Annotated in this window: 19 protein-coding genes; 4 read left to right on the top strand and 15 right to left on the bottom strand. The window is 36.6% G+C overall.

All coding sequences use genetic code 11. From position 1 onward, the window contains the following. Window positions 1-3: 3 nt before the first annotated feature. Window positions 4-993, bottom strand: a complete 990-nt coding sequence (gene purM / locus LC814_RS00095; protein ID WP_226064322.1) for a phosphoribosylformylglycinamidine cyclo-ligase — start codon at window positions 991-993, stop codon at window positions 4-6. A 327-nt stretch (window positions 994-1320) separates the two neighbouring features. Between purM and LC814_RS00090 the strand changes: the two genes are divergently transcribed. Beyond that, window positions 1321-2229 carry a DUF808 family protein gene (locus LC814_RS00090; RefSeq protein ID WP_226064321.1) on the top strand — a complete coding sequence of 303 codons (909 nt, stop codon included), beginning with the start codon at window positions 1321-1323 and terminating at the stop codon, window positions 2227-2229. A 101-nt stretch (window positions 2230-2330) separates the two neighbouring features. Here LC814_RS00090 and LC814_RS00085 read toward each other — a convergent pair whose 3' ends face one another. The 9 genes from LC814_RS00085 to LC814_RS00045 all read right to left on the bottom strand — a co-directional run bounded on the left by LC814_RS00085 (window position 2331) and on the right by LC814_RS00045 (window position 16289). Next, entirely contained in the window at window positions 2331-3041 is a 711-nt protein-coding gene (locus LC814_RS00085) for a pirin family protein (protein ID WP_226064320.1), read from the bottom strand. A gap of 246 nt (window positions 3042-3287) precedes the next feature. After that, window positions 3288-4673, bottom strand: coding sequence for an MFS transporter (locus LC814_RS00080; protein ID WP_226064319.1), 1386 nt, complete (start codon window positions 4671-4673; stop codon window positions 3288-3290). A 38-nt stretch (window positions 4674-4711) separates the two neighbouring features. After that, window positions 4712-5233 (bottom strand): nuclear transport factor 2 family protein, encoded by a 522-nt coding sequence (locus LC814_RS00075; protein ID WP_226064318.1) that lies wholly within the window; start codon window positions 5231-5233, stop codon window positions 4712-4714. 14 nt (window positions 5234-5247) lie between these two features. Further along, window positions 5248-7110, bottom strand: a complete 1863-nt coding sequence (locus tag LC814_RS00070) for a glycoside hydrolase family 13 protein (RefSeq protein WP_226064317.1) — start codon at window positions 7108-7110, stop codon at window positions 5248-5250. Window positions 7111-7197: 87 nt separating this feature from the next. Next, window positions 7198-9354 (bottom strand): glycoside hydrolase family 97 protein, encoded by a 2157-nt coding sequence (locus LC814_RS00065; RefSeq protein ID WP_226064316.1) that lies wholly within the window; start codon window positions 9352-9354, stop codon window positions 7198-7200. Between the two features lie 79 nt (window positions 9355-9433). Then, entirely contained in the window at window positions 9434-10786 is a 1353-nt protein-coding gene (locus tag LC814_RS00060) for a SusE domain-containing protein (RefSeq protein WP_226064315.1), read from the bottom strand. 30 nt (window positions 10787-10816) lie between these two features. Next, the gene (locus LC814_RS00055; protein WP_226064314.1) at window positions 10817-11950 is read right to left on the bottom strand and encodes a SusE domain-containing protein; all 1134 of its coding nucleotides are present in this window, start codon (window positions 11948-11950) and stop codon (window positions 10817-10819) included. Between the two features lie 19 nt (window positions 11951-11969). Next, window positions 11970-13532, bottom strand: a complete 1563-nt coding sequence (locus LC814_RS00050) for a RagB/SusD family nutrient uptake outer membrane protein (RefSeq protein WP_226064313.1) — start codon at window positions 13530-13532, stop codon at window positions 11970-11972. A 12-nt stretch (window positions 13533-13544) separates the two neighbouring features. Then, window positions 13545-16289 carry a SusC/RagA family TonB-linked outer membrane protein gene (locus tag LC814_RS00045; protein WP_226064312.1) on the bottom strand — a complete coding sequence of 915 codons (2745 nt, stop codon included), beginning with the start codon at window positions 16287-16289 and terminating at the stop codon, window positions 13545-13547. A gap of 369 nt (window positions 16290-16658) precedes the next feature. Here LC814_RS00045 and metG point away from each other — a divergent pair, with 369 nt between their 5' ends. Next, window positions 16659-18692, top strand: coding sequence for a methionine--tRNA ligase (gene metG, locus LC814_RS00040; protein ID WP_226065829.1), 2034 nt, complete (start codon window positions 16659-16661; stop codon window positions 18690-18692). A gap of 125 nt (window positions 18693-18817) precedes the next feature. Here metG and LC814_RS00035 read toward each other — a convergent pair whose 3' ends face one another. Continuing rightward, on the bottom strand, window positions 18818-19525 hold the full coding sequence (locus LC814_RS00035; RefSeq protein ID WP_226064311.1) for a class I SAM-dependent methyltransferase: 708 nt from the start codon (window positions 19523-19525) through the stop codon (window positions 18818-18820). A gap of 128 nt (window positions 19526-19653) precedes the next feature. On the opposite strand from LC814_RS00035, the gene LC814_RS00030 reads away from it, so the two are divergent. Next, a complete protein-coding gene (locus LC814_RS00030; protein WP_226064310.1) occupies window positions 19654-20127 on the top strand; it encodes an Mpo1 family 2-hydroxy fatty acid dioxygenase in 474 nt (157 codons plus the stop codon). 98 nt (window positions 20128-20225) lie between these two features. Beyond that, window positions 20226-20624: a hypothetical protein gene (locus tag LC814_RS00025; RefSeq protein ID WP_226064309.1), complete on the top strand. Its 399-nt coding sequence runs from the start codon at window positions 20226-20228 to the stop codon at window positions 20622-20624. Window positions 20625-20669: 45 nt separating this feature from the next. Here LC814_RS00025 and LC814_RS00020 read toward each other — a convergent pair whose 3' ends face one another. From LC814_RS00020 to dnaA, 4 genes are all read right to left on the bottom strand, one after another. After that, complete coding sequence (locus tag LC814_RS00020; RefSeq protein WP_143853269.1) at window positions 20670-21047, bottom strand: hypothetical protein; 378 nt, start codon at window positions 21045-21047, stop codon at window positions 20670-20672. 64 nt (window positions 21048-21111) lie between these two features. Beyond that, a complete protein-coding gene (locus LC814_RS00015; protein ID WP_226064308.1) occupies window positions 21112-21810 on the bottom strand; it encodes an SAM-dependent methyltransferase in 699 nt (232 codons plus the stop codon). Window positions 21811-21869: 59 nt separating this feature from the next. Further along, window positions 21870-22328 (bottom strand): low molecular weight protein-tyrosine-phosphatase, encoded by a 459-nt coding sequence (locus tag LC814_RS00010; protein WP_226064307.1) that lies wholly within the window; start codon window positions 22326-22328, stop codon window positions 21870-21872. An 83-nt stretch (window positions 22329-22411) separates the two neighbouring features. Beyond that, window positions 22412-23866: a chromosomal replication initiator protein DnaA gene (gene dnaA, locus LC814_RS00005; protein ID WP_226064306.1), complete on the bottom strand. Its 1455-nt coding sequence runs from the start codon at window positions 23864-23866 to the stop codon at window positions 22412-22414. Window positions 23867-23966: the final 100 nt, after the last annotated feature.

Here is a 23966-nt window from a genome sequence, read left to right as displayed (position 1 = left end):
ATTCTAAATTAAATTAATTTTCTCAGGGCCAACTGTGATTTCACCAATTTCATAGGCATCATCCACTAAGTTGATCACTTTTTCAGCATGTTGTGCATCAATCATTACGACCATTCCTACGCCCATATTGAAAGTACCATACATTTCCAGGCGATCGATATTTCCACGCTTTTCCAATTCCAGCATAACGGATGGAATTTTAATTTTGGAAGTATCAATGGTTGCACAAAGATTTTCGGGAATAATACGCGGGATATTTTCAATAATTCCGCCCCCTGTAATGTGCGCAATTCCACAAAGATTTACTTCTTCCAAGATTTTGTGAATCGGTTGGTAATACAATCTCGTAGGTTCTAAAAGTGTTTCATACAAAGGTTTTCCTTCAAACTCTTCATTGAAATCGGTAAATATTTTTCTCACCAATGAAAAACCATTGGAATGAAATCCAGAACTTGGAATCGCAATTATTTTACAGCCTTTTTTAATTGCGGAACCATCGATGATTTGATCTTTTTCAACAATTCCTACACAAAAACCAGCAACATCATAATCTCCAGGTTTATACATTCCCGGCATTTCTGCGGTTTCTCCCCCGATGAGTGCGCAATTATTGTCTTTACAAGCTTTCACCATTCCCATCACAATTTCGGCGGCGATATCAGCATCCAGTTTTCCGCAGGCCAAATAATCGAGAAAGAATAACGGTTTTGCGCCGTGACAGATAATATCATTGGCACACATTGCAAAACAATCTACACCAATAGAGTCATATTTTTTAGAATCGAGCGCAACTTTCAACTTTGTTCCTACTCCATCGGTTCCACTCACCAAAACCGGATTTTTATAGCCCGCAATTTCATAGAAAGCCCCAAAACTTCCTAAATTATTTAAAACATTGGCATTGTGCGTTTCAGCAACAGCAGTTTTTATTTTATCGACGGTTTTATAACCTTCTTCCTTATCGACACCAGCAGATTTATAGGTATTGCTCATTGTTGGATTTTAAAAATTTGTTCAATAGTAACAGTTTTAAAAGTTACGGAAATAAAAAAAGCCGACCGTCATATTGACCGTCGGCTTTTTAATTATTTTTCAGCGTCGATTACATTTCCAAAATTTTGGAATATTTCTTTTGGTGAATATAATTGATGCGTTTTCACTTCTAAAAATTTGGTTTTGCAAAAATAATGATTTTTAAGATGATGGTGAAATTTAGACCCACTATTTTTAATATTTTTATAAGGTAAAATAATTCATGCTCGGAAATTAAATGAAGTGAGATTCTCTTAAATTATCTATTTTTGCCCTTAAATACAATTTATGGCTTCAGGATTTTTTGCAATTTTAGATGATATCGCAGCGCTAATGGATGATGTGGCAGTTACCGCAAAATTAGCTACCCAAAAAACTGCCGGGATTTTAGGTGATGATCTTGCCGTAAATGCCGAGAAAGCTACTGGTTTCTTAGAATCTCGGGAAATTCCTGTTCTTATGAACATTATGAAAGGATCTTTCATCAATAAACTGATCATTGTTCCGATTGTTTTTTTGCTACAATGGCTTTATGAACCTGCAATTACGATCATTTTAATATTTGGGGGATTTTATCTCGCTTATGAAGGAATGGAAAAAATAATCGAATATTTATTTCACCGTGGGAAAAAAGGGCATGAAGTAATTAAAGAAGCTGCCCAAACTGCTGAAAATGGTGCAGACCTGGAAAAATCCAGGGTTAAATCTGCCATTACTACAGATTTTATTCTGTCCCTAGAAATCGTAATCATTGCATTAGCTTCTGCCAAAGTAGGTTACGGGACGCTGAAATCACAATTCAATCCGCTGCTCGTTGAAATCGTGACCGTTTCCATTGTAGCAATTATTGCAACGGTAGGAGTTTACGGGATTGTCGCACTCATCGTGCGGATGGACGACGCCGGCTACAAACTCATTAAAAGATCGAAAACAGAAAGTGGCTTTTTGGTTACTTTAGGAAATTTTCTCGTAAATGCTTTGCCTTGGGTGATTAAAGGTTTGGGCGTAGTAGGTACGATTGCATTGATATTGGTTGCCGGAAGCATTTTTGTACATAATATCGATTGGATTCACCATCATTTTATTCCAAATTTGAATGCAACTTTAAGGGAAGCTTTAGCAGGACTTATTGGTGGCTTGATTGCAATTCCGATTTTTAAATTGGGTAGTAAAGCAATTTCATTGATTAAAAAATAATAAAATTTTAAGTGTAAAAAAAAGCGGGCTTTCGTCCGCTTTTTTATTTATTCCTCATCGATAACGACATTGTCTAGATTACATTTTGAAATTATTAATTATCATTCCATCGGAACTTCCATCAATAATAGTTCAGAATTTTCGCCAGCTTCGATAGTAAAATTTTCGGCCTCCCAAATGCCGAGACCGTCTCTGGTTTCTAATATCTGATCGCCAACTTTTGCGGAACCGTTCAACACAAATAGGTAAACACCATTTCCAGGCTTATGTAAATCGTAATTTTTGACGGTTTTTTGATCAAATTTTCCCATATTAAACCAGGCATCCTGATAAATCCAAACTCCTTCATCATCTGGATTTGGCGAAAGAATTTGCTGAAAATCATTTATTTTCTCACCTTCTTTAATGCTGATTTGGTCGTAACGTGGTTCAACATTCATTTTGTTTGGAATAATCCAAATCTGCAAAAACTTCACGATTTCTTCTTTATTTTTATTGTATTCGCTGTGGTGCACACCAGTTCCGGCGCTCATCACCTGAATTTCACCTTTTCTAATAACTGAAGTTGTTCCTATTGAGTCTTTGTGTTCTAAATCACCTTCGAGTGGAATAGAAATAATTTCCATATCGCGGTGCGGATGCGTTCCAAAACCCATTCCTGAAGCAACCTGATCATCATTTAGAACCCGCAAAACTCCAAAGTTCATTCTTTCAGGGTTGTGATAATTTGCAAAACTAAAGGTATGGTGAGATTTTAGCCAACCATGATCTGCATAACCACGGGAATCTGCTTTGTGATAAACTGTTTTCATATCTGTTCTTTTAAGTTTAAATATTTACTTTTAATTACTAAACAAAAATACCATCTTAATGATTGATAGACATTGATTTAAGATAAGAAGCGCAGTAAAACTTTTCAGAAGAATTTAAATGAACGAAGCCGCCCCAATATAGAGACGGCTTTGTTTTGAGTTTCTTTTGTAAAAATATCTCTTGACCAAATTTAGCGCTAAAAATGTTAAAGATTAATCAAACTTTTCTAATCATTTTATTACAATTTAAAAATGAACCTGCTTAATCTCTTCCGCTATTTCTTTCGGCGTTTCATCTTCATCATTTTTAATTAAAAACATGGTTACAGCAGCAGCGATCAACATACAAACTCCGCCCACAACTACATAATCAATAGCCATTTTACCAAAAACATTAGCAACGATCATCCCTCCGAAAAGACCATTGATAATCTGCGGCATTACAATAAAGAAATTAAAAATTCCCATATAAATTCCCATTTTACGTTGTGGAATCGCATCAATTAACATCGCATACGGCATTGCTAAAATACTTGCCCAGGCAAATCCTAGCCCGATCATTGAAATCCAGAGCATGCTGGTGTCTTTAATAAAAAACATTGAAATCAAACCTAATCCTCCACAAAGTAGTGCTAGAGCGTGCGTCTGTTTTTTGCCAATCCTTGTTGCTATAGGCGTTAACAGAAATGCAAAAGGAATTGCCCAGAAATTGTACATTCCAAAAAGTCTACCGGTTAAATCACCTGCTTTACTAAATCCTACTGAATTGGTATCTTCCGGCGAAAGGCCAAAATGGTGAGTTGCCAAAGCACTTGTGGTAAAAACCCACATTGTGAATAAGGCAAACCAGGAAAAAAATTGAACTACTCCAAGTTTTTTCATCTTAGAGGGAATCTTGGCAAAATCTTTGAAAATATCGCTGAACTTTGACCGCTCTGCTACTTCATCATCTCCAGCAAAATCTGCGAAGTCTTTTGGAGAATATTCTTTGGTTGTAAATATTGTATATAGAATTGATATAATTAAAACTGCGGCACCAACATAAAAGGAGTAAATCACATTATTTGCAACAAATCCCTCTGGAGCTACGTTTGAAGCACCAAAGTAAGTAAGGGCACTGGGCAGATAAGATCCGATAACGGCGCCAATACCGATCAAAATCGTTTGGATGGAAAATCCTAAAGTTCCTTGGTGTTTCGGCAACATATCACCAACAAGAGCGCGGAAGGGTTCCATCGCCACATTAATTGAACCGTCCATCATCGCCATGAAAATCACCGCTAATATTAGCGCATTCCCTGCCAAAAGGTGGGACATCGAGGGAGCATTGGGAAGTAAAACTAAGCCGATTGCACACAAAACTGCACCGATTAAAAAGTAAGGTTTTCTCCTTCCCCACCTTTCAGACCACGTATTGTCACCAAAATGCCCTATTAAGGGCTGTACAATTAAACCCATGATGGGCGCAACTAGCCAAAACAAAGAAAGATCTTCCACATTTGCGCCTAGATTTGCAAATATTCTACTCGCATTTCCATTTTGTAAACCAAATGCCAGTTGGATTCCCAGGAAACCCATACTCATGTTGATAATCTGAGAAATAGAAAGGTTTGGTTTTATTTTTTGAGCCATAATTTTAGTTGATAGTTGATAGTTGACAATTGAAAATATTACTTCTTCAGATCAGAAATTACAGCATCTTCAATCGGTGTTTTTATTTTGATGATTTCTTTGCTGACATCATTAGGGACAGTCATTGATAGAACATATTGTCTGATTTTCCATTGGTTCCCGATTTTTTCCAAAACGCCACTTCCGCGACAAAGTTTCATTTGAGTATCGAGTAATTCATCGAACCAAGCGTATTTTCCATCGGCGCTGAAAGTGATATTTCTTTTTAGAGAAGTAAAAGTCCAGGCTTTTCCTTTGTCAAAATGCGGTTTGGAATAGGCCATGAATTCTTTTTTGTTCCAAATTTCATTGGCATCAGTTCCGATAAACGTTGATTCTTCTGCGTAAAGATTAAAGTAATTTGTAAAATCTGCCGTAGAGGCATATAAATTCAAATCATCTAAAACTTTGCTGATATTTTTTTTCTGGACGTTTTCGTAAAAACCTTTTTTCTGGGCGAAAAGAGAGGTCGTGAAAAATAACGTTAACGCGAATATTGTAAAAGCGATATTCTTTTTCATTTTTTAAAGTATTATTATTGAAGCTCTAAAATTAATGAAGATTTTCCTGAAACCGTGACTTTATTTTGTGGTGTAAAAGAAAATTCTTTTCCTGAAATAACATCTTTACCGTTTGAAACGCCATTTAATGATTCGGCGAAACGGTTTAGGTCTAAGGTCTGGTCTTTTTCATTGTTGTTAATAATGACCATTACTTTGTCATTGTCGTTATATCTAAAGTAAACATAGACCTTTTCCTTTGGCATATAATGTTTGGTTTTTCCAGTGTGAATGACTTCTTTTCCTTTTCGCCAGTTTAATAATTCCTGGGTATAATTATGAAATTCTTTTTGTTCTAAAGTTTGGGTTTCAGGATTGAACGCATTTTGAGAATCGCCTTTCCAACCTCCCGGAAAATCTCGTCGGATATCGGCGTCGCCACCTTTGTTCTTATCACCTTGCATTCCGATTTCGGAGCCGTAATAAATTTGTGGAATTCCGCGAACGGTTGCCATTAAAGACATCGCCATTTTGTAATACCGTACATCACCTTTAAAAATCTCGTTAAATCTTTCGGTATCATGGTTTTCAAAAAATACTAAAATATTATTGATGTCCGGATAAAGGAAATCGTTACCAAAAGAGTTGTAAATTTTGATCATTCCTTTGTCCCAACTTTCTTCTTCTTTCAGCGCATTGGGCAAATCTGTGAAAAGCGTAAAATCCATAACCGACGGAAGGTTGGAATTGTAACCATCAATGGCTCCAATCTTAGAATCCTTCTGCCAATAAGAAATATGCGCCGGATTATACATCCACGCTTCACCGACAATATTGAATTTTGGATATTCATCGGTAATCGCTTTAGCCCATTTTGCCATGGCCACTTTATCGTTGTACGGATAAGTATCAACGCGTAATCCGCCGAGCTCAGCATATTCGATCCACCAGATTGCATTTTGGGTCAAATACTTTAAGACCAAAGGATTACTTTGATTAAGATCCGGCATTGTCGTATCGAACCAACCGTTTAGGGCTTCCTTTTTATCGATTTCTGAAACGTTGGTATCGAATTGAGAAGTTGTTCTGTAGTTCGATCTTTTAAAGCCGAATTTTCCTTCGCCGTCTTTGAATTGATGAATCCAGTCTTTGGTCGGTAAATCCTGAATCAGCCAGTGTGAAATTCCCCAATGATTGGTGACGTAATCCTGAATCAACATCATTCCACGCTGTTTAAGTTTTTGGGAAAGTTCGAGATATTCTGCATTGCTTCCGTAACGGCCGTCGATTTTGTATAAATCAGTTTGGGCGTAACCGTGATACGAAGTATTTTTTTCGTTGTCTTCATTTGCCGGCGTGAGCCAAAGTGCTGTAACTCCTAAATTCTGGAGATAATCTAAATTGTTAATGATTCCACGCAAATCGCCGCCATGTCTTCCGCTTGGTAAACTGCGGTTTGCTTTTTCGGTGAGATTCGGTTGTGAATCGTTGGAAGGATCGCCATTTGCAAATCGGTCAGGCATAATTAAATACATGACGTCTTTTGAGGAAAATGAATTTCTGTCCGCAGAACCAGGCTTTCTATTCTTGAGTTCGTAAGTGTAAGAATCGACCGTTCTATTTCCGTTTTTAAAATTGATTTTAAAAGAAGGTTTCTGAACCTCATCGGTATTTATGGTGATGAAAACATAGTTTGGGTTTTCCGTTTTCGTTAGGTCTTTTACTTTAATATTATCGGAAAGTTCAACTTGATATTTTGAAATATCTTTTCCGTAAACTAAAATTTGGAGGTCAGGATTTTTCATTCCGTGCCACCAAAAGGCGGGTTCTACTTTCTGGATTTGAGCGAAAGAAATCGCTACGAATAAAAGAAAGAGAAACGTAAAATGTTTTTTCATGTTCATTAAATCTTATATACTTGAATATAAAACCCCGAGTTTCACACGGGGCTTTTGTCGTTAAACTCCTTCGGAGTTTCCTTTAAATTATTTTATCGGTTTTACAGAAATTGCGTATCCACCGCTTCTTGCTAACTTCATTGGAAGTTTTGATTTACTGGTCACCGTTTTCTTATAGATTTTATAGGATTGCGGATTCTTGATGTAATCGGCATCGTCGCCATCTGCGTAAATGGTCGCTTCGTATTTTTTACCTTTTGGAAGGAATGAGAAATCTACCGTATAATTTCTGGCGTTTTCATCGGTGATTCCGCCGACGTACCATTCGTCTTTTCCTTTGGCTTTTCTGGCAGTATGAATGTAATCGCCCGGTTCTGCTGATAAAATTTTGGTGTCATTCCAATCTACCGCAACGTCCTTGATGAACTGAAAAGCATCCATGTGTTTGGCGTAATTTTCCGGTAAATCGGCCGCCATTTGAAGCGGAGAATACATCACCACATAGAGTGCTAATTGTTTCACCAAAGTGGTTTTCACGAATCTTGTATCGCCCGGGAAATAATAATCAAGCTTGGTTTGGAAAATTCCCGGTGTGTAATCCATTGGTCCACCCATAAAACGGGTAAACGGCAAGATGGTTTGATGATCCGGATTATTTCCACCGAATGCTTCGAACTCTGTTCCACGTGCTGCCTCTGCCGCAACCCAGTTTGGATAGGTGCGTGACAGACCAGATGGACGCACCGATTCGTGAGAGTTGACCATGATTTTGTAATCATTGGCTTTTTCAGCAATTCTTAAATAATGGTTGATGGTCCACTGCGAATAATGATGTTCGCCACGTGGAATAATGTTCCCAACGTAACCTGTTTTCACTGCTGGGTAATCGTATTTATTCATCAATTTGAAAGCTTCATCTGCCCATCTTTCGTAGTTCGTGGCGGAACCAGAAGTTTCATGATGCATCATCAATTTCATGTTTTTTGAATGGGCGTAATCATTCAACATTTTGATATCAAAATCCGGATAAGGCGTGATGAAATCGAAAACGAATTCTTTGCTGTGACCGAACCAATCTTCCCAACCGGTGTTCCAGCCCTCGATGAGTAAAGCGTCAAAACCGTTCGCTGAAGCGAAATCGATATATTCTTTTACTTTGGTATTGTTGGCGGCGTGTTTTCCGTTCGGCGTTAATTTAGAAAAATCTGTTTTTCCGATATGAACGTTGTTGGCGGTTGAATACGCCCATTGTGATTTGCCGATAATCATTTCCCACCAAACGCCCATGTATTTTGTGGGTTTGATGTAAGACGTGTCTTTGTATTGAGTCGGTTCATTCAGATTGAAAAGCATTTTCGAAGCCATCACTTCTTCTGCTTTTGGAGAAACTATAATCGTTCTCCAGGGAGAAACTGCTGGGGTTTGAATATAACCTTTGGCACCTTGAGCGTCAGGTGTTAAATGTGTTTTGAATTTAAAATTTGCCGCATCGAGTTCTAAATTGGAAGCTGGATAATTAATCACCGCTGCTTCGGCAATATTCAAATACAATTGATCTTTGCCTTCTTTCTTCAACATTAATGGCGTTTGAACGGCATTTTTAATTAAAGTTTGAGAAGCATTTCCATCGTAAGATGTTGGCCACTTTGCGGGAACTTCTGACAATTTTGTAGTTTGAGTTTGATATTCCTGAGAATCGTAATCTCCGGCGAGCCACCAAGCTTTCATATCGGTTGGCAAATCGATTTCGGTATCTTCTTCTTTAATAATGAAATAATTCAGATTTTTCTGCATGGGAAATTCATATCTGAATCCTAAACCATCATCGAACAAACGGAATTTAACGATGATATGTCTGTCGTTTGCATCTTGGTTTAAAGTTACTGCCAATTCATTGTAGTGATTCAAATACGATTTCTTCTCACCCATTATCGGATCCCAAGATTCTTTTTTGGAATCGTATTTTTCGGCAGTTTTGGTGAAGCCGTTATCTAGATCTTTTCCTTTCTGATCTTTATTTTCAATTTCGGAGGCGAATTGAATATTACCATCACGAAGTAATCTTAATCCTAATTTAGAATCTTCAACGACTGTTTTACCTTGGTATTTAAGATCGTAATACGGAACTCCAGCTTTTAACTGAAAATTCATTTCAAACTTTCCATCGGGAGATTTTAAAGATTGTGCGTTGATAGCGAAACTTCCCATCACCAGGAAAAGTGCGGATATTGTGAATTTTGTCATTATCTATATTTTGAATTCTTAAAAATAAAAAAACTGTTGCTATAAAGCAACAGTTTCACTAGTTATATTTAGGTGACTTCTACAATTTTGTTTTAGTCCATAGTAAATTTTCTTCGTCGAAAGTAATTTTATAATTACCCGCTTCAGTAATTGGAATATTAGCTGCTCCTGCCTCTAAAGTTCCATTATTTCCATCATCTCCAAAATTGGTTCCCCAATCATTGTTTAATCTGAATTTAATCTCTCCAACAGAAAGTGCAATGCTTGCAATTTCCCATTTCTGAGTGGTACTGTTGAATACCATATCGGTATCACTATCCCAACCTCCTGGCGATGCGCTACCAATAATTCCCCAAGAATATGCGGTTAAAGCATAAGTCATTGCATTTAAATCAACCGTTAGTTTTTGGTATCCTGTATTTGGCGCAACTAGGTTACCACCTGAATTGTACGTGATATTATTACCGCCTGTGGACCCATAACTATTGTCCCAATTTCTCGCTGGATTTACTTTAAATTCAGAATTTGCATCTGTAAAATTAATGTAACCGATATAGATTCCATTAGTTGTTGCAGAACGAATCGCTACCGCCGTTTCTGGATTCCAACCTTGGTAAGCTCCCGGAACATAAAGGAATGATTCTAATTGGTAAGGTGTCACTTTAAATGTTACAACATCGGAAACTTTAACAATCGTACCTCCAATTGAGGAAGAAGTTGCAGTTACTCTAATCTTGATGTCGCTGGCAACATTTGCTACCGCTCCCGCTTTTAGTACTGCCTGATCCATTGCTACATTAGAAACTGCTAATGAATTCGCATTTTCTACAGTTCCCAAAGGAAAATAGACCTCACCACTCGCTCCCGCAATTTCTACTAAATAAGTCACTTTTACGCCATATTTAGTGTAATCGTTCCATTTAATTGTTGTTGCAACTGCGTCAGGATTATTTTTATCTAAGACCAAAGTTGATCCTGCAGCTGGATTGGTAATCATCGGTCCATCAGCTGGGTAAGTAGTTACTGCAAAAGAGACCATGTTAGAAACTTCAGTTCCTCTTTCAACTCGTACAAAAGCAGTCTGAGAAGAGTAAGGATTTAAACCTGCTTTAAGCATGGCTTTGTTCAATGCTCCAATACTTGTTTTCAACGTGTTGGTATCAGATTTACCCAATTCAACTTTATTCTTGAAATCTGCAGTTGACGAAAGCACAACCGTGTAAGATCCAGAACCAGAAACAGCATCGTCCCAGTTCAGGATAAACGGATTACTTTCCATCGTTGGGTAAAGAACATTACTTCCCAAGGTCGTATCGTATAACTTGAACGACGGCTCTGGCGACGTCCAGTTTCGGTCAGCATCTTCTCTACATGCATTTACCAAAAGCAATGGCAAGAGAAGCATACTTAATAATTTAAAAATATTTTTCATTTGTTTTAATTAAAGATTGGATTTGAAAAATTATAGTTTCACAATTGTATAAATTCCGGCTTTCAAATTCACGGTAATTTTATAAGAACCACCATCGCCTACGAATTTAATATTTCCATTGTCTCCCTTCGGACCAACGAAACCAGTGTTTCCATCTCCAGAGATATTTCCCCAATCAAGATCACCCCAAGATTTTTGACCGATAATTTTAAATTCAGTGTCTCCAGCAAGTTTTGTCGTATATTCATATACGCCATCTCCAACCGTAGTCATTGCCACTCCATTTTCTGGACTCCAACCATTTCCTGCGATGTTTCCTACCAAATAAATTTCAGGGAAATCGAAAGCTGGAATAGCTGATGGTTTAACGTCGATTGTCTGAACACCTTGAGCAGCATTGATCGTAATTTTATAAATTCCTGTAGCTCCTGTAAACTTGATGTTTTCATCATCATCAGTCGGGGGAGTAAGATTATCACTCCACTGATTGAAATATTGATTGGAAGCTTTAGTTGAAGGACTATTCAGCGCGTAATTTTTACCATCCCAAGCCAATTGACCTAAGAATCTGAATTTTTCACCACTTTTTAAATAGGTATAAATGTAAGAAAGACTTTCGCTTTTGTAGAGAACCTGTGCTTTATCTGGAGTCCAACCTACATAAGAGGCAGCACCTACGATGTAGAAGCTCGGGAACGTCAACACATAAGGTGTAATCTTTAATGAAGTTACATTAGATACGGTGGCCAATGATTGTGCGGTTCCTACGTAGGAAATAACACGCATAAACATTTTACCTTCCACACCTGGTTTCAAGCCGATTGCTGCCGCTGCATCATTCATCTGAAGAGTCGTGAAAGAAGCTGATCTCTCAGAACTTGAAACGGTAGCTAATGTTTCAGGTTTTGTAAATTTATCGTCGCCTGAAGCTTCAATCTTGTACGTAATTTCCGTAGGCACTGTATAAGAAGCAGGCTTCCACGATACTGTAAGTGCCGGATTTGCCGGAAAGTTTTTATCTAAGAACAGACTGCTCGTCGAAAGGTCCATCACCGTTGCCGACGTTTCATTGTCGATCGTAACAATGTCCCGATCCTGACATGAAGCCAGACCTAAGATCATTATTAGCGGTAAAAAAATATTTTTAAAGATATTATTTTTCATTGTTTTCTATATTTAGATATTAATAACCAGGATTTTGAACCAAGTTCGGATTAACGACCAGGTCATTGTTCGGAATTGGGAACAAGTTTCGATACTCACCTACAGCAATACCATCTTTGGCATTACCTTTCCAAGGCCACAAATAAGTTGCAGAAGTAAATTTACCAAAACGGATCAAGTCAGTTCTACGCGTATTTTCCCAAGACATTTCACGTGATCTTTCGTCTAAAATAAAGTTTAGATCGATGAAAGTAACTGGCGTTGCTTTCGCTCTTGTACGAATTGCATTCACGTAAGAAACTGCTGTCGCCATACTACCGCCGCCTCCTCTAAGAACTGCTTCAGCATACATTAAGTAAACATCTGCCAAGCGGTAAACTGATAAGTCAGCTTCTACCCAGTTATCGTGAGCACCGTTAGCACCTGTACTTTTTACGTTTTTGTATTTAATGAAAGCATAACCATCATTAAAATTACCTAAGTCATTAATTTCAAGTGATTGTCCGTCTGTATAGAATCGGCCTCTTACATCGTTCGCTTCAAATTTATTTACAAAAGCTTTGGTCGTTCTAATACCGCCCCAACCACCGTTGATCCCAAACTCTGCAGGTTTCATTGTACCACCTACAGCTGCGTGAACCATAAATGTTGTACCTCCGTTGGTTTGCGTTTTCAATCCATCATAAACAATTGAAAAAATATTTTCTGGATTGTTTAGATTATTATCGGCTAAAAATAAATTAGCATATTTTGGATTAAGTTGGTAACCCGCACTGATTACTTTTTCAGTGTTTGCAATTACGTCTGCATTTCTTTCTGTACCTGTGTACACTTTAGCATTCAGATATAATCTTGAAAGCAATGTCCACGCAGCAGCTTTGTCAAGACGCCCGTATTCGTTTGCTTTTGGCGCTTTTAAACCTTCAACAGCAGCTTTTAATTCAGTTTCAACATAAGTGAAAAGATCTTTTCTAGAAATCTGTTTTGGCAACGTTCCAAAAGTAGTTTCGTCAACAAACGGTACATTTCCGTAAAGGTCTAGTAAATGGTAGTAAGATTGTGCTCTTAGGAATTTAGCTTCCGCTCTCATCACTTTCGCTTCATCTAAGTCAGCGCCAGCGATACCATTTTGGCTAAGCATCTCATCAGTTGTATTTTTAATAAACTCGTTACAGAAAGCGATTTCTGTATACAATCTGTAATACATGGCGTTGTTGAACTCATTTGTAGGAGTCCAGGTCATTTTATGAAATTCTGGTAAAGTACCATCATTCCAACCAATCACTGCTTCGTCGGTTGTAATTTCCTGCATGATATAAAGAAGTCTCATGTAGTTTGAGAAACCACCATCAATATCTGCGATATCACCGTTACCATCACCTCCAGATTGTCCACCCACAGCTAATCCGCCGTAAAGTTTTGCCAAAAGTCCTTTGTAATTACCAAAGTCTTTGTAGAGACTTGCAGCAGTAACCTCTGTAATCGGTTCCTGTCTTAAGTCATCTATACACGAGCTCATCGTAAGCGATGCGCCAAAAATAGCTACAGCTATAGAAATATTTTTTAGTCTGAAATTTTTCATTATTGTAATTTATTAAAATTGAAAGTTTAATCCTAATGAATATACTTTTGGTCTTTGATAAAATCCATTATCAATATTTCCAAAAATTTCTGGATCAACACCTGAGTAGTCTGTTACTACAAATACATTTTGTGCCATACCGTACACTCTTAGATTGCTTCCCTGGCTGAATACATCACCGAAATTATATCCCAAAGTAAGATTATCCATTCTTAAGAATGAAGCGTCTTCGACAAATGCATCACTCCAGTATTGTGGAGTTCCGAATCCGTAATTGGCTGTTGTGGTAGAAATATTCTGCAAGTATTCATTGGTAGCAATACTCTGAATGTTTGATTGTGATGCAAAGTTGTTATACACGTAATTTCCTAAAACCGCACGTAATGAAGTGGAGAAATCCCAGTTCTTGTAAGCGAATTTTGTAGAGAAACCAAATGTTGCATCAGGTGTGGTAGATTGATAAAAATATTTATCACCAGATGCAGTTATTTTACCATCACCATTTCTGTCAACGTAAACGCCTTCTAAAGGTTTTCCGCTGTTATCGTACGTTTGTTGGAATACATAAAAGCTGAACGGTGTATAACCTACACTGTGCGCTTGAATCGTATTACCAACACCTCCTGAAATTCCACCTTGTTGAATTACATAACCTTCAGCAACGTCTGTAAAATCTGTTACTTTCGGGTTGTAATGGGCAACGTTGAAACTGAAATCCCATTTCGTATTTTCAGTTTTGATCGGAGTGACATTAATTAAGAATTCAAGACCATCAGTTTCCATTTGACCAATGTTTTTGATATTCTTATTACTGAATTCCCCTGCTGGAACCTGAACTTCTGCTAATAAGTCTCTGGTGTTTTTCTTAAACCAATCGAATGATCCAGAAATTCTGTTATTAAAGAAACCGAAATCTAAACCTGCATTAACCGTCTCTGTAGTTTCCCAAGTTAAATTCGGATTGTACTGAGTTGGTCGGTACATGAAATAAAACTGATCACCAAAACCATATTGTGCAGTTGGTTCCGACACATTATATGATGCAAATGAATTGTAAGGACCTCCTACTTCCTGTTGTCCTGTTTCTCCCCAACCTGCACGAAGTTTTAAATCAGAGATCACATTGGAATCTTTTAGGAAATCTTCACTTTTAATTTTCCAGGCTCCGGAAGCTGCATAAAAGGTTCCCCAGTTATTTTTTAAATCAACTCCATTATAAAATCTAGAAGAAGCATCTCTTCTAACTGATCCTGTTAAGATATATTTATCAGCAATGGAAAAAATACCTCTACCATAAAATCCTAATAAAACCAAATTGCTTTCGTAACGGTTACTTGGTGTAGAAACGCGGTCTGGATTACCGTAGTAAGTTGTTGCAGATGGAACATCATTATGAAACTCCTGGTAAGAATAACCTGCCAATAAATCTACTTTCGTATTAATTGCAGTAATTGTTTTTACGTAGTTTAAATAAGTTTCTAATAATTTGTTGGTTTTTTCTTGCGTATAATCTCTTCTTGTACTTACATCACCAGAAGCCAACATTCCTGCATATCCAGGATATTGTGTAGTTGCACCATTTCCTTTCTGATAGTCATAACCACCAATTACATTCAAATGTAAATCTGGAAGGAAATGCAATTTATAATCTAAATGCAAGTTTCCGATCCCACGGAAAACGGTAGAAACATCACGTCTGCCATATAAGGACGCCAGTGGATTTCTAGTTGCATTTACATTCACATTGTCAGGATTTAAAAACCACTCCCAATAGTTGTTTACTTTATCACCTTGTGCGGTGTAATCATAAACATCCTGAGTTGGATCAAAAAACTGAGCTGCTCCAATTACTCCAGCTGGAAAACGATTTTCCGTCATGGAACCTTTTAAGTTTGCAGTAACACTTAAATGATTGTCAAAAAATTTCGGCGTCAGGTTTAATGAGGCTGAAGTTCTTTTAAATTCATTTGTTCTTACAATACCATTTTGCTCGTTGTAGCCTAAAGATAAACGGTACGGTAACTTTTTAATACCACCAGAAATGGCAACATTATTATCGGTACCCCAAGCTTGCTGATAAATAAGATCTTGCCAGTTTGTATTCGCAGTTCCTAACTTATCGACGTAATTTTGGGAAGCGTTTTCCTGAACAAAAGCTCTAAACTGATCCGCTGTAAGAACATCTTGATTCCCCATTTTTGTAGAAACAGAACCTGAAGTAGAGAAATTTACTTTCACTCTTCCAGATGAACCTTTTTTCGTGGTAATTAAGATAACACCGTTTGATGCTCTGTTACCATAAATTGCCGCTGCTGAAGCATCTTTCAAAACGTCAAAAGACTCAATATCATTCGGGTTAATTAATGCTAATGCATTCGACGCTCCATTAATTCCGCCAAAATCCATTGGGATTCCATCGATTACAATTAATGGATCGTTGCTCGCTGTTAAAGAAGCACCACCTCTAATACGGATTGTTGCTCCAGATCCAGGATTTCCACCATTCCCCGTTACCGTTACACCAGGAGCTTTACCTTGGATCAATTGATCTGCGGAAGTAGAACCCGGGTTAAAATCTTTGGATGTAATAGAAGCGATTGATCCTGTAAGATCTTCTTTCTTCTGTTTACCATAACCAATAAGCACGACCTGCTCGATTTCGGCCGTTTTCACAGAATCTGTTGTCTGTGCCTGTAATATTGATCCGGCCAATAAAAATGCGGGAGCAATTTTTAAAACTTTAGTATAGTTTCTCACAAAAATAAAATTTGAGGTTTATATTCAAAAATGCACAATGTGCTCTTTAAAAGGAGCGATGCAATTTAACTCTTTTTTCAGATATCATAAATTTATAATGCAAATTGTTAATTATCGATGATAAGTATCATGAATTAATAGTTCCGATTTTACATAAGTTATTATTTATCAACAACTTAATTAAAACGTTAAAATGGAAATTTTTATAAAATTTTAACAATAATTCAAACAGATGTTTAGCCTTTTTTAGGCATCAAGGGACTGATTTTCATAAAAAATAAAAATTTTCTTCTCTTACAAATGATTTAAATACGCATATTTTCGATTCCGTTGCATAACTCTTATATTTGCAAAAATTTAGACTATATGATGTCAGAAAGAAAGTTGATTACGGCAGCCTTGCCTTATGCTAATGGACCAGTTCATATTGGCCATCTCGCAGGAGTTTATATTCCTGCAGATGTGTACGCGAGGTTCAACAGAAGATTAGGAAAAGAAGTCGCTTTTATTTGCGGATCTGATGAACACGGAATTCCAATTACTATTCGTGCTAAAAAAGAAGGCGTAACTCCACAAGATATCGTTGACAAATACCACGAAATCATCAAACAATCTTTCGAAGATTTGGGAATTTCTTTTGATGAATATTCCAGAACGACTTCAAAAAGACATCACGATGTTAGTCAGGAATTTTTCAAGACCTTATATAATAAAGGAAAGTTTATCGAAGAAGTTTCCGAACAATACTTTGATGAACAAGCTAATGAATTCCTCGCAGACCGTTATATTGTAGGAACTTGCCCAAATTGCGGTAATGAAAACGCATATGGTGATCAGTGCGAAAAATGTGGTTCTACCCTTTCGCCTTCAGAATTGATTAATCCAAAATCAATGTTAAGCGGAAATGTTCCCATTTTAAAGGAAACTAAAAACTGGTATCTTCCTTTAAATGATTACGAAGATTTCTTGAATGAATGGATTATCGAAGGACATAAAGATGATTGGAAACCGAATGTTTACGGCCAAGTAAAATCATGGCTCACCGATGGTTTGAAACCAAGAGCGATGACTCGGGATTTGAACTGGGGCGTTCCTGTTCCTCTTCCTGATGCAGAAGGAAAAGTCCTTTACGTTTGGTTTGATGCGCCGATTGGCTATATTTCTTTCACCCAGGAATGGGCAGAGAAAAACGGCAAAGACTGGAAAGATTACTGGCAAAATGAAAATACAGATTTGGTCCATTTTATCGGAAAAGACAATATTGTTTTCCACTGTATAATTTTTCCGGCGATGATGAAAGCGCATGGTGATTACATTATGCCGACCAATGTTCCTGCTTTTGAATTTTTAAATTTAGAAAACGACAAAATCTCGACTTCGCGTAACTGGGCAGTTTGGGCCCACGAATATGTTCAGGAATTCCCGGGTCAGCAAGATGTTTTGCGTTATGCCCTACTTTCTTCCGCGCCGGAAACCAAAGACAATAACTTTACGTGGAAAGATTTCCAAACCAAAAACAATTCTGAATTGGTGGGGATTTTCGGGAACTTTATTAATAGAGTTGCCGTTTTGATTCATAAATATTACGACGGCGTGGTTCCGGCTGGAAATGAAAATGCAGACGAACTTGAGGAAATTGCGAAAGCCGCTACCGAAGTTGAAAATTTCTTAGAACATTACGAATTCAGAAATGCTTTAACGGCAATGATGAATCTGGCGCGTTTCGGAAATCAATATCTTCAGATTGAAGAACCTTGGAAAACCATTAAAGATAATCCGGAAAAAGCCGCAGGTTCTTTATTTATCGCCGCTCAAATCGCCGTTGGTTTAGCACAGATTTGTGAACCATTCTTGCCATTCAGTGCAGAGAAATTACAGAAAATGTTTAATGTTTCTCAACTCAACTGGTCAGACATTAAAAACGAAAAAGTATTGATCAAAACTGGACATCAAATTAATCCGGCAGAATTATTATTTTCTAAAATTGAAGATGAAACGATTGAATTTCAAATTCAGAAATTAGAGAACACGAAAGAATCCAACAAAAAAACCAATCCTAAAGCGAACCCGATGAAAGAAGAAATTCAATTTGATGATTTTACCAAAATCGATTTACGAACTGCTACAATTCTGACTGCAGAAAAAGTAGAAAAAGCAGATAAACTATTGAAATTCTCCGTCGATACTGGAGTTGATGTCAGGACGGTTGTTTCGGGAGTTGCTGAAAGTTTCACGCCAGAAGAATGTGTAGGAAAACAGGTCATGATTTTATTAAATCTTGCTCCACGTAAAATCAGAGGAATCGAATCTCAGGGAATGTTGCTTTTAACCAATGATGCAGAAGGAAAATTAGTATTTGTAACACCTGAAAAGCAAGTAGAAAACGGTATTGAGATCGGATAATTAATTTATGGATGATTTGTTTTTTAACGCAAAGACGCAAATTTTTCCAATTCGAATGTTTTTGAGCTGCTTTTAAGGACGCAAAAGCGTTGCACTTAGCGAAGACAAACAGACCTGAAATTAATTCAGGTCTTTTTTGTTAATCTGGCTAAATATGAATCTTCCTGCTGAAGAATTTTTTCAATTTTAAATCCATTATTTTCAACGGCTCTTTTCATGGTTTCAAAATCTAAATAAAGCCACTTAATCGGTTTTTCTGTATCCAATTTATAGTGAACAAAATAATCGACTTCCCCATAATAATGTTCGGTCGGGACTAAAACTCCGCCATCGTCGGACCGATCGTACATGTAGAGAATATCAGTACTGTCAATTAAGATTTGACCGTCGTCCTTTAAAAGTGAATGTAATTTTTCTAAGTAAACATCAATTTTATCAAGAGACTGGAAAATTCCGGTTCCATTCATTAACAACAAAATTGTATCGTAAGTTTCACCAGAAAACTGAAGAATATCTGAACATACTGTATTTCTAACACCACGTAGTTTACAAACTTCAATTGATTTCGGAGAAAAATCTAAGGCCAAAACATCCAAACCTTTTTCATCTTGAAGGTATAAACTGTGTGAACCGGCGCCAGCGCCAACATCTAAAACTTTACCTTTCGATAATTCCAAAGCTTTTTGTTCCACCATATTCATCTCCTCAAAATCTCGAAATAGATAGTCTACTGGCAGATCATCCATCTCAGAAATAGAAGTTTCGGTCAATAAATTTTCAGGACTTTCGTCATGATAAAAATCCCAAATCGCCTGCCCCATTAGATCTTTCATTCCTTTTAAATTTCAGCAAAAATAAGTAAATATTGAGCAGTAGTAAAATATCAGAATATCTGGCATGAAAAATTGCAGTTAATTAGCAAAAGAATGATTAAATTTAGTTAACCAAAAATGTAAAAACAATGAGAAAAATAGATCTTCTTTTTGCCGAATACGCGGAAAGTCATCAGAATCAAACCAATAAATTAATTCACTGGATTTGTGTTCCTTTAATATTTTGGTCGATTTTAGGTTTTATCTCATTAATTCCAACGCCACATTTTTGTGTTCAATATTTCGGTTGCATCAGCATTGTAAGTATCATTGCAGTTATTTTGGTGACCATATTTTATTTCAGACTGTCGTGGAGAATTGCCGTCATCATGATTTTTATAATGATGTTGATGGAACATCTGGTTTATTTTGTCAATGTTAAATTTGAACACCAATCCTGGATTTTCTTTGTAGTCGTTTTTGTTCTCTCCTGGATCGGACAATTTTACGGCCATAAAATAGAAGGTAAAAAACCAAGTTTTCTAAAAGATTTACAGTTTTTACTTATCGGACCAATATGGTTGCTTTCTTTTATTTTGAAAAAATGGAACATCAAATATTAAAATGATTTGAATCAGGTATCTGATTTAACACAAAGCAAATTGATGAAAGCTCTATTTTAAATCTTAGTTTTGAGTATTATAAATTTTAAATAAAAAAAATGTTGAAGAAAATAGGAATTTTGGCTGGTTTATTCTTGCTTATAATCGCCTGTGGAACGCGAGCAGACGAATCCGATAACGAACAGTATGTCGGTGTATGGAACTGGGTTTCTACGGATGGCGGTATCGCGAACGTGCATGAAACACCTGAAAATACTAAAATCGATAGAATCCTTACCATTAATGATAATTATACCTATTCCATCAAAGAAAACAATGAGATTGTAAAGGAAGGAAGTTACACTTTAGGTCGTGATGTGACCAATACAGACCATTCGGAAAGAATGTTTTTAAAACTGAGTAATTATTCGAATTTTATCGTTTCTCAGATAACCGCTTCAGATTTGTATTTAGCGAATGACAGTTCTGACGCGTTTACCTATCATTATTCAAAATAAAAAAAAGGTCAGAAATTTCTGACCTTTTATCTTTCTAAAATGTTATTATTCACCAAAGTGACTTTTAACTTTCTCTAAAAATTGTTCGTCGCTCATTTTCTGATCCGTATCCAGTGTTACTTTTAAATTTTTAAATTGAGCAGTTTCGGCAAGATGATTTTTGAATTGTTCCTGAATCGTTCCGGTTCCAGTTAAATAAAGCTCCTGCGTGTTGGTGATCAAATGCTCCAAATCTTTAAAAAACTTTGCGGTATTGGTTTGCTCTACATTGTTCGCATTTTTCTCGCTTGAATTGCCATGCTGAACGTCTCTTTTTACGGGATCACAAACGAAAAATTTATAAGCACTTTCAATATCGTGATTTTTTACAACGGTTGCATTTTCGGAATCCATCCAGATTCCTGCTAATTTTTTCTCTGACATAATAATTTATTTTCGAAGTTGAAATCAACAATGGTGCAAACGTGCTGTTAACGGTTGTTAAACTTTATTTCCCTAAAACAAAAATCGCAGGAATTTTATGAAGTTCCGGCTTATTTTTCTGCCAGTCTTTTATGGTTAATGTTTTGATGAATTCATTTTCCGGGTCATTGATATTTGCAGCGATGCATAGTTTGGTAGTCGGCGCTAAAAATTTACAAAGATCTTCAAAAAGCGGATTATTCCGATAAGGTGTTTCCATGAAGATTTGGGAATATCCTGTTTGATTCATTTGATTTTCTAACCATTTGATTTTCGTTTTCTTTTCCGTTTTATCGATAGGTAGATAGCCATGGAAAGTAAATTCCTGACCATTAAATCCACTAGAAATCAACGCCATAATAATAGAAGAAGGTCCATTTATAGGGATTACTTTCACATTATTTTCATGACACCACTTTACCATTACATTTCCGGGATCAGCGAGACAAGGTAAACCGGCCTCTGAAAGCAAGCCAAAATCCTGGCCTTTTTTCATGAGCATTTGTGCTTCCTGCAGATCTTTTCTTTCTGTATTTTTATCCAGGAGAAATAATTTTAAATCGGCTTGTTTCTTTTCGGGTGCAAAAAATTTAACCACTTTTCGGGCAGTTTTTTCATTTTCCACAAAAAAATAATCAGTCTTTAAAATATATTCTTTAACCGCTGGTGCGAAATAATCGATGGGTGAATTTTCAGATAAATAGGCAGGAATGAGGAATAACATTGCGCGATTTGATTTTTGGATTATAAATGTTGTTGGATTGCTAAAAATACATAAAGACGCTATACGTGGCTCTCTTTACTTTTTACCCGAGACTTTAAATCTTTTGCGACCCTTTCAGAAGCAGTTTCTAAAAGTTGAAAAACTTCATCAAAATCTTTCATATCACCCCAATAGGGATCGGGAACTTCGGCATTTTCCAAAAATAAGGCTACTTTATTTCGGTCTTCGTCCGTTTTTGCCAAGGATAAAACATCTTTTAAATTATTTCGATCCATGCAGTAGATTTTATCGTACTTTTCAAAATCTGAAGCGCTAAAAGGTCTGGATTGCTGCTCAGAAATATCAATATTGTATTTATCGGCTATTGAAACCGCTCGGTGATCGGGGCTTTTTCCTTCGTGCATGTTTATTGTCCCCGCCGAATCGACCGTAAAATCGTCTGACAATTTTGACTGTAAAATTCCTTCCGCTAAAGGACTTCTGCAAATATTCCCAAGACAAACCATTAATATTTTCATCTACTTTCTTTCGTTTTGGGCAAATTACAAATAAAAAAAGGAATTTTAAAAAAACTCCTTTTATATATTAAATATGTAAAATTTTACTGCTTAATTTTCTCCGTTAATTCTTTCACGTATTTCTTAACTTCTTTGTCTATTTTAGAAACATCTTTTATCGTATCGCACGCATACATTACCGTAGAATGGTCTTTACCGCCCATTTCCTCTCCAATTTTATTAAAAGTTGCATTGGTGAACTCTTTTGCGAAATACATCGCTAACTGTCTCGGTAAAGCAATTTCTCTTTTACGTGTTTTTGATAACAACTGCTCTCTTTGAATCCCAAAATACTCACAAACCACTTCCTGAATATAAGGAATGTTGATGACTTTTTTCTGATTAGCGGCAATTTTACTGATGGTTTCTTTCAGGAGTTCCAATGATAAATCAGACTTGTAGATTGTCGAATATGCAATCACTGAATTAATTACCCCGATCAGTTCGCGAACGTTTGTTTTTACTTCTGACGCCAGATAATCTAACATATCTTCTGTCAGCACAATTCCGTCGCGGCTTAATTTATCAACGATGATTTTTCGTCGTGTATCGAAATCCGGAGATTTAATTTCTGCCGAAAGACCCCACTTAAATCGAGAAACGATTCGGTCTTGAATATCTAAAATATCCACCGGTGCTTTATCAGAAGTTAGAATAATTTGTTTTCCGTTTTGATGCAAGTAATCGAAAATATGGAAAAAGCTGTCTTGTGTAGATTTTTTGCCGGATAAAAACTGAATATCATCAATTATTAAAACATCAACCATTTGGTAGAAATTTGCAAATTCTGTCTGCTTATGGGCTTTCGCTGCGGAAACGAATTGCTGAATGAATTTCTCGGATGATAAATAAAGAACCACTTTCTCTGGATAAGCATGTTTAACTTCCAATCCAACTGCATGTCCTAAATGCGTTTTTCCAACACCATAACCTCCGTATAAAAATAAGGGATTAAAAGCTGTTGCGCCCGGTCTTTTCGCAATTGATTTTGCAACCGTTGAGGCAAATTTATTGCTTTCACCTTCAACATAATTATCAAAAGAAAAATCAGCTTTAAGGTTTGAATCAATATTAATTTTCTTCATTCCAGGAACCACAAATGGATTAATGAGGTTCGCAGAAAAAGAGGGTGGTAAAGTTTCCTGCATTTTTGGCGTCGGAACACTTTTGCCTTTTACATTTAAAGTAATGGGCTTTTCCTGTCCGGAAGGCTTATTTTCCATAACAGAATACCAAAGTTTTACTCCTTTTCCAATATTTTTTTTAAGCGCAGCAGAAAGTAATGAAAGGTAATTATCTTCAATATATTCCTTGTAAAAATCACTCGGAACCAAAAGGGTAAGATTATTGCTTACCAAGGAAACTGGGCGAACATTATCGAACAATAAATCAAAAGAATTCTCAAGTTTTTTTAGATCAGTATTATCCTCAGCTGCATTAAGGTTATCCCTCATAAACTGAAGACACTTTTCCCAAATAAGTGTTAAATTTTCATCCATTTTCGTACTGCAATTTTCCCTCCAGTGGTTAGATTTGGTGGGAAGACAAATATCTCATTTTTAAATTTGAAAAAAAAATTTTTGTTCTATTGATTATTTA

Source organism: Kaistella polysaccharea (assembly GCF_020410745.1).
GTDB classification, from domain to species: Bacteria; Bacteroidota; Bacteroidia; order Flavobacteriales; family Weeksellaceae; genus Kaistella; species Kaistella polysaccharea.
Note: the sequence above shows the minus strand (reverse complement) of the source record. Positions and strands in the feature narration are given on the sequence as shown.

Excerpts from the sequence above, each read along its gene's own strand:
- purM (WP_226064322.1), bottom strand. The coding sequence starts at position 993 with ATGAGCAATACCTATAAATCTGCTGGTGTCGATAAGGAAGAAGGTTAT.
- LC814_RS00010 (WP_226064307.1), bottom strand. The coding sequence starts at position 22,328 with ATGAAAATATTAATGGTTTGTCTTGGGAATATTTGCAGAAGTCCTTTA.
- LC814_RS00060 (WP_226064315.1), bottom strand. The coding sequence starts at position 10,786 with ATGAAAAATATTTTTAAATTATTAAGTATGCTTCTCTTGCCATTGCTT.
- LC814_RS00090 (WP_226064321.1), top strand. The coding sequence starts at position 1,321 with ATGGCTTCAGGATTTTTTGCAATTTTAGATGATATCGCAGCGCTAATG.
- LC814_RS00085 (WP_226064320.1), bottom strand. The coding sequence starts at position 3,041 with ATGAAAACAGTTTATCACAAAGCAGATTCCCGTGGTTATGCAGATCAT.
- LC814_RS00050 (WP_226064313.1), bottom strand. The coding sequence starts at position 13,532 with ATGAAAAATTTCAGACTAAAAAATATTTCTATAGCTGTAGCTATTTTT.
- LC814_RS00070 (WP_226064317.1), bottom strand. The coding sequence starts at position 7,110 with ATGAAAAAACATTTTACGTTTCTCTTTCTTTTATTCGTAGCGATTTCT.
- LC814_RS00065 (WP_226064316.1), bottom strand. The coding sequence starts at position 9,354 with ATGACAAAATTCACAATATCCGCACTTTTCCTGGTGATGGGAAGTTTC.
- LC814_RS00055 (WP_226064314.1), bottom strand. The coding sequence starts at position 11,950 with ATGAAAAATAATATCTTTAAAAATATTTTTTTACCGCTAATAATGATC.
- LC814_RS00020 (WP_143853269.1), bottom strand. The coding sequence starts at position 21,047 with ATGTCAGAGAAAAAATTAGCAGGAATCTGGATGGATTCCGAAAATGCA.
- LC814_RS00075 (WP_226064318.1), bottom strand. The coding sequence starts at position 5,233 with ATGAAAAAGAATATCGCTTTTACAATATTCGCGTTAACGTTATTTTTC.
- LC814_RS00080 (WP_226064319.1), bottom strand. The coding sequence starts at position 4,673 with ATGGCTCAAAAAATAAAACCAAACCTTTCTATTTCTCAGATTATCAAC.
- dnaA (WP_226064306.1), bottom strand. The coding sequence starts at position 23,866 with ATGGATGAAAATTTAACACTTATTTGGGAAAAGTGTCTTCAGTTTATG.
- LC814_RS00015 (WP_226064308.1), bottom strand. The coding sequence starts at position 21,810 with ATGTTATTCCTCATTCCTGCCTATTTATCTGAAAATTCACCCATCGAT.
- metG (WP_226065829.1), top strand. The coding sequence starts at position 16,659 with ATGTCAGAAAGAAAGTTGATTACGGCAGCCTTGCCTTATGCTAATGGA.
- LC814_RS00035 (WP_226064311.1), bottom strand. The coding sequence starts at position 19,525 with ATGAAAGATCTAATGGGGCAGGCGATTTGGGATTTTTATCATGACGAA.
- LC814_RS00025 (WP_226064309.1), top strand. The coding sequence starts at position 20,226 with ATGTTGAAGAAAATAGGAATTTTGGCTGGTTTATTCTTGCTTATAATC.
- LC814_RS00030 (WP_226064310.1), top strand. The coding sequence starts at position 19,654 with ATGAGAAAAATAGATCTTCTTTTTGCCGAATACGCGGAAAGTCATCAG.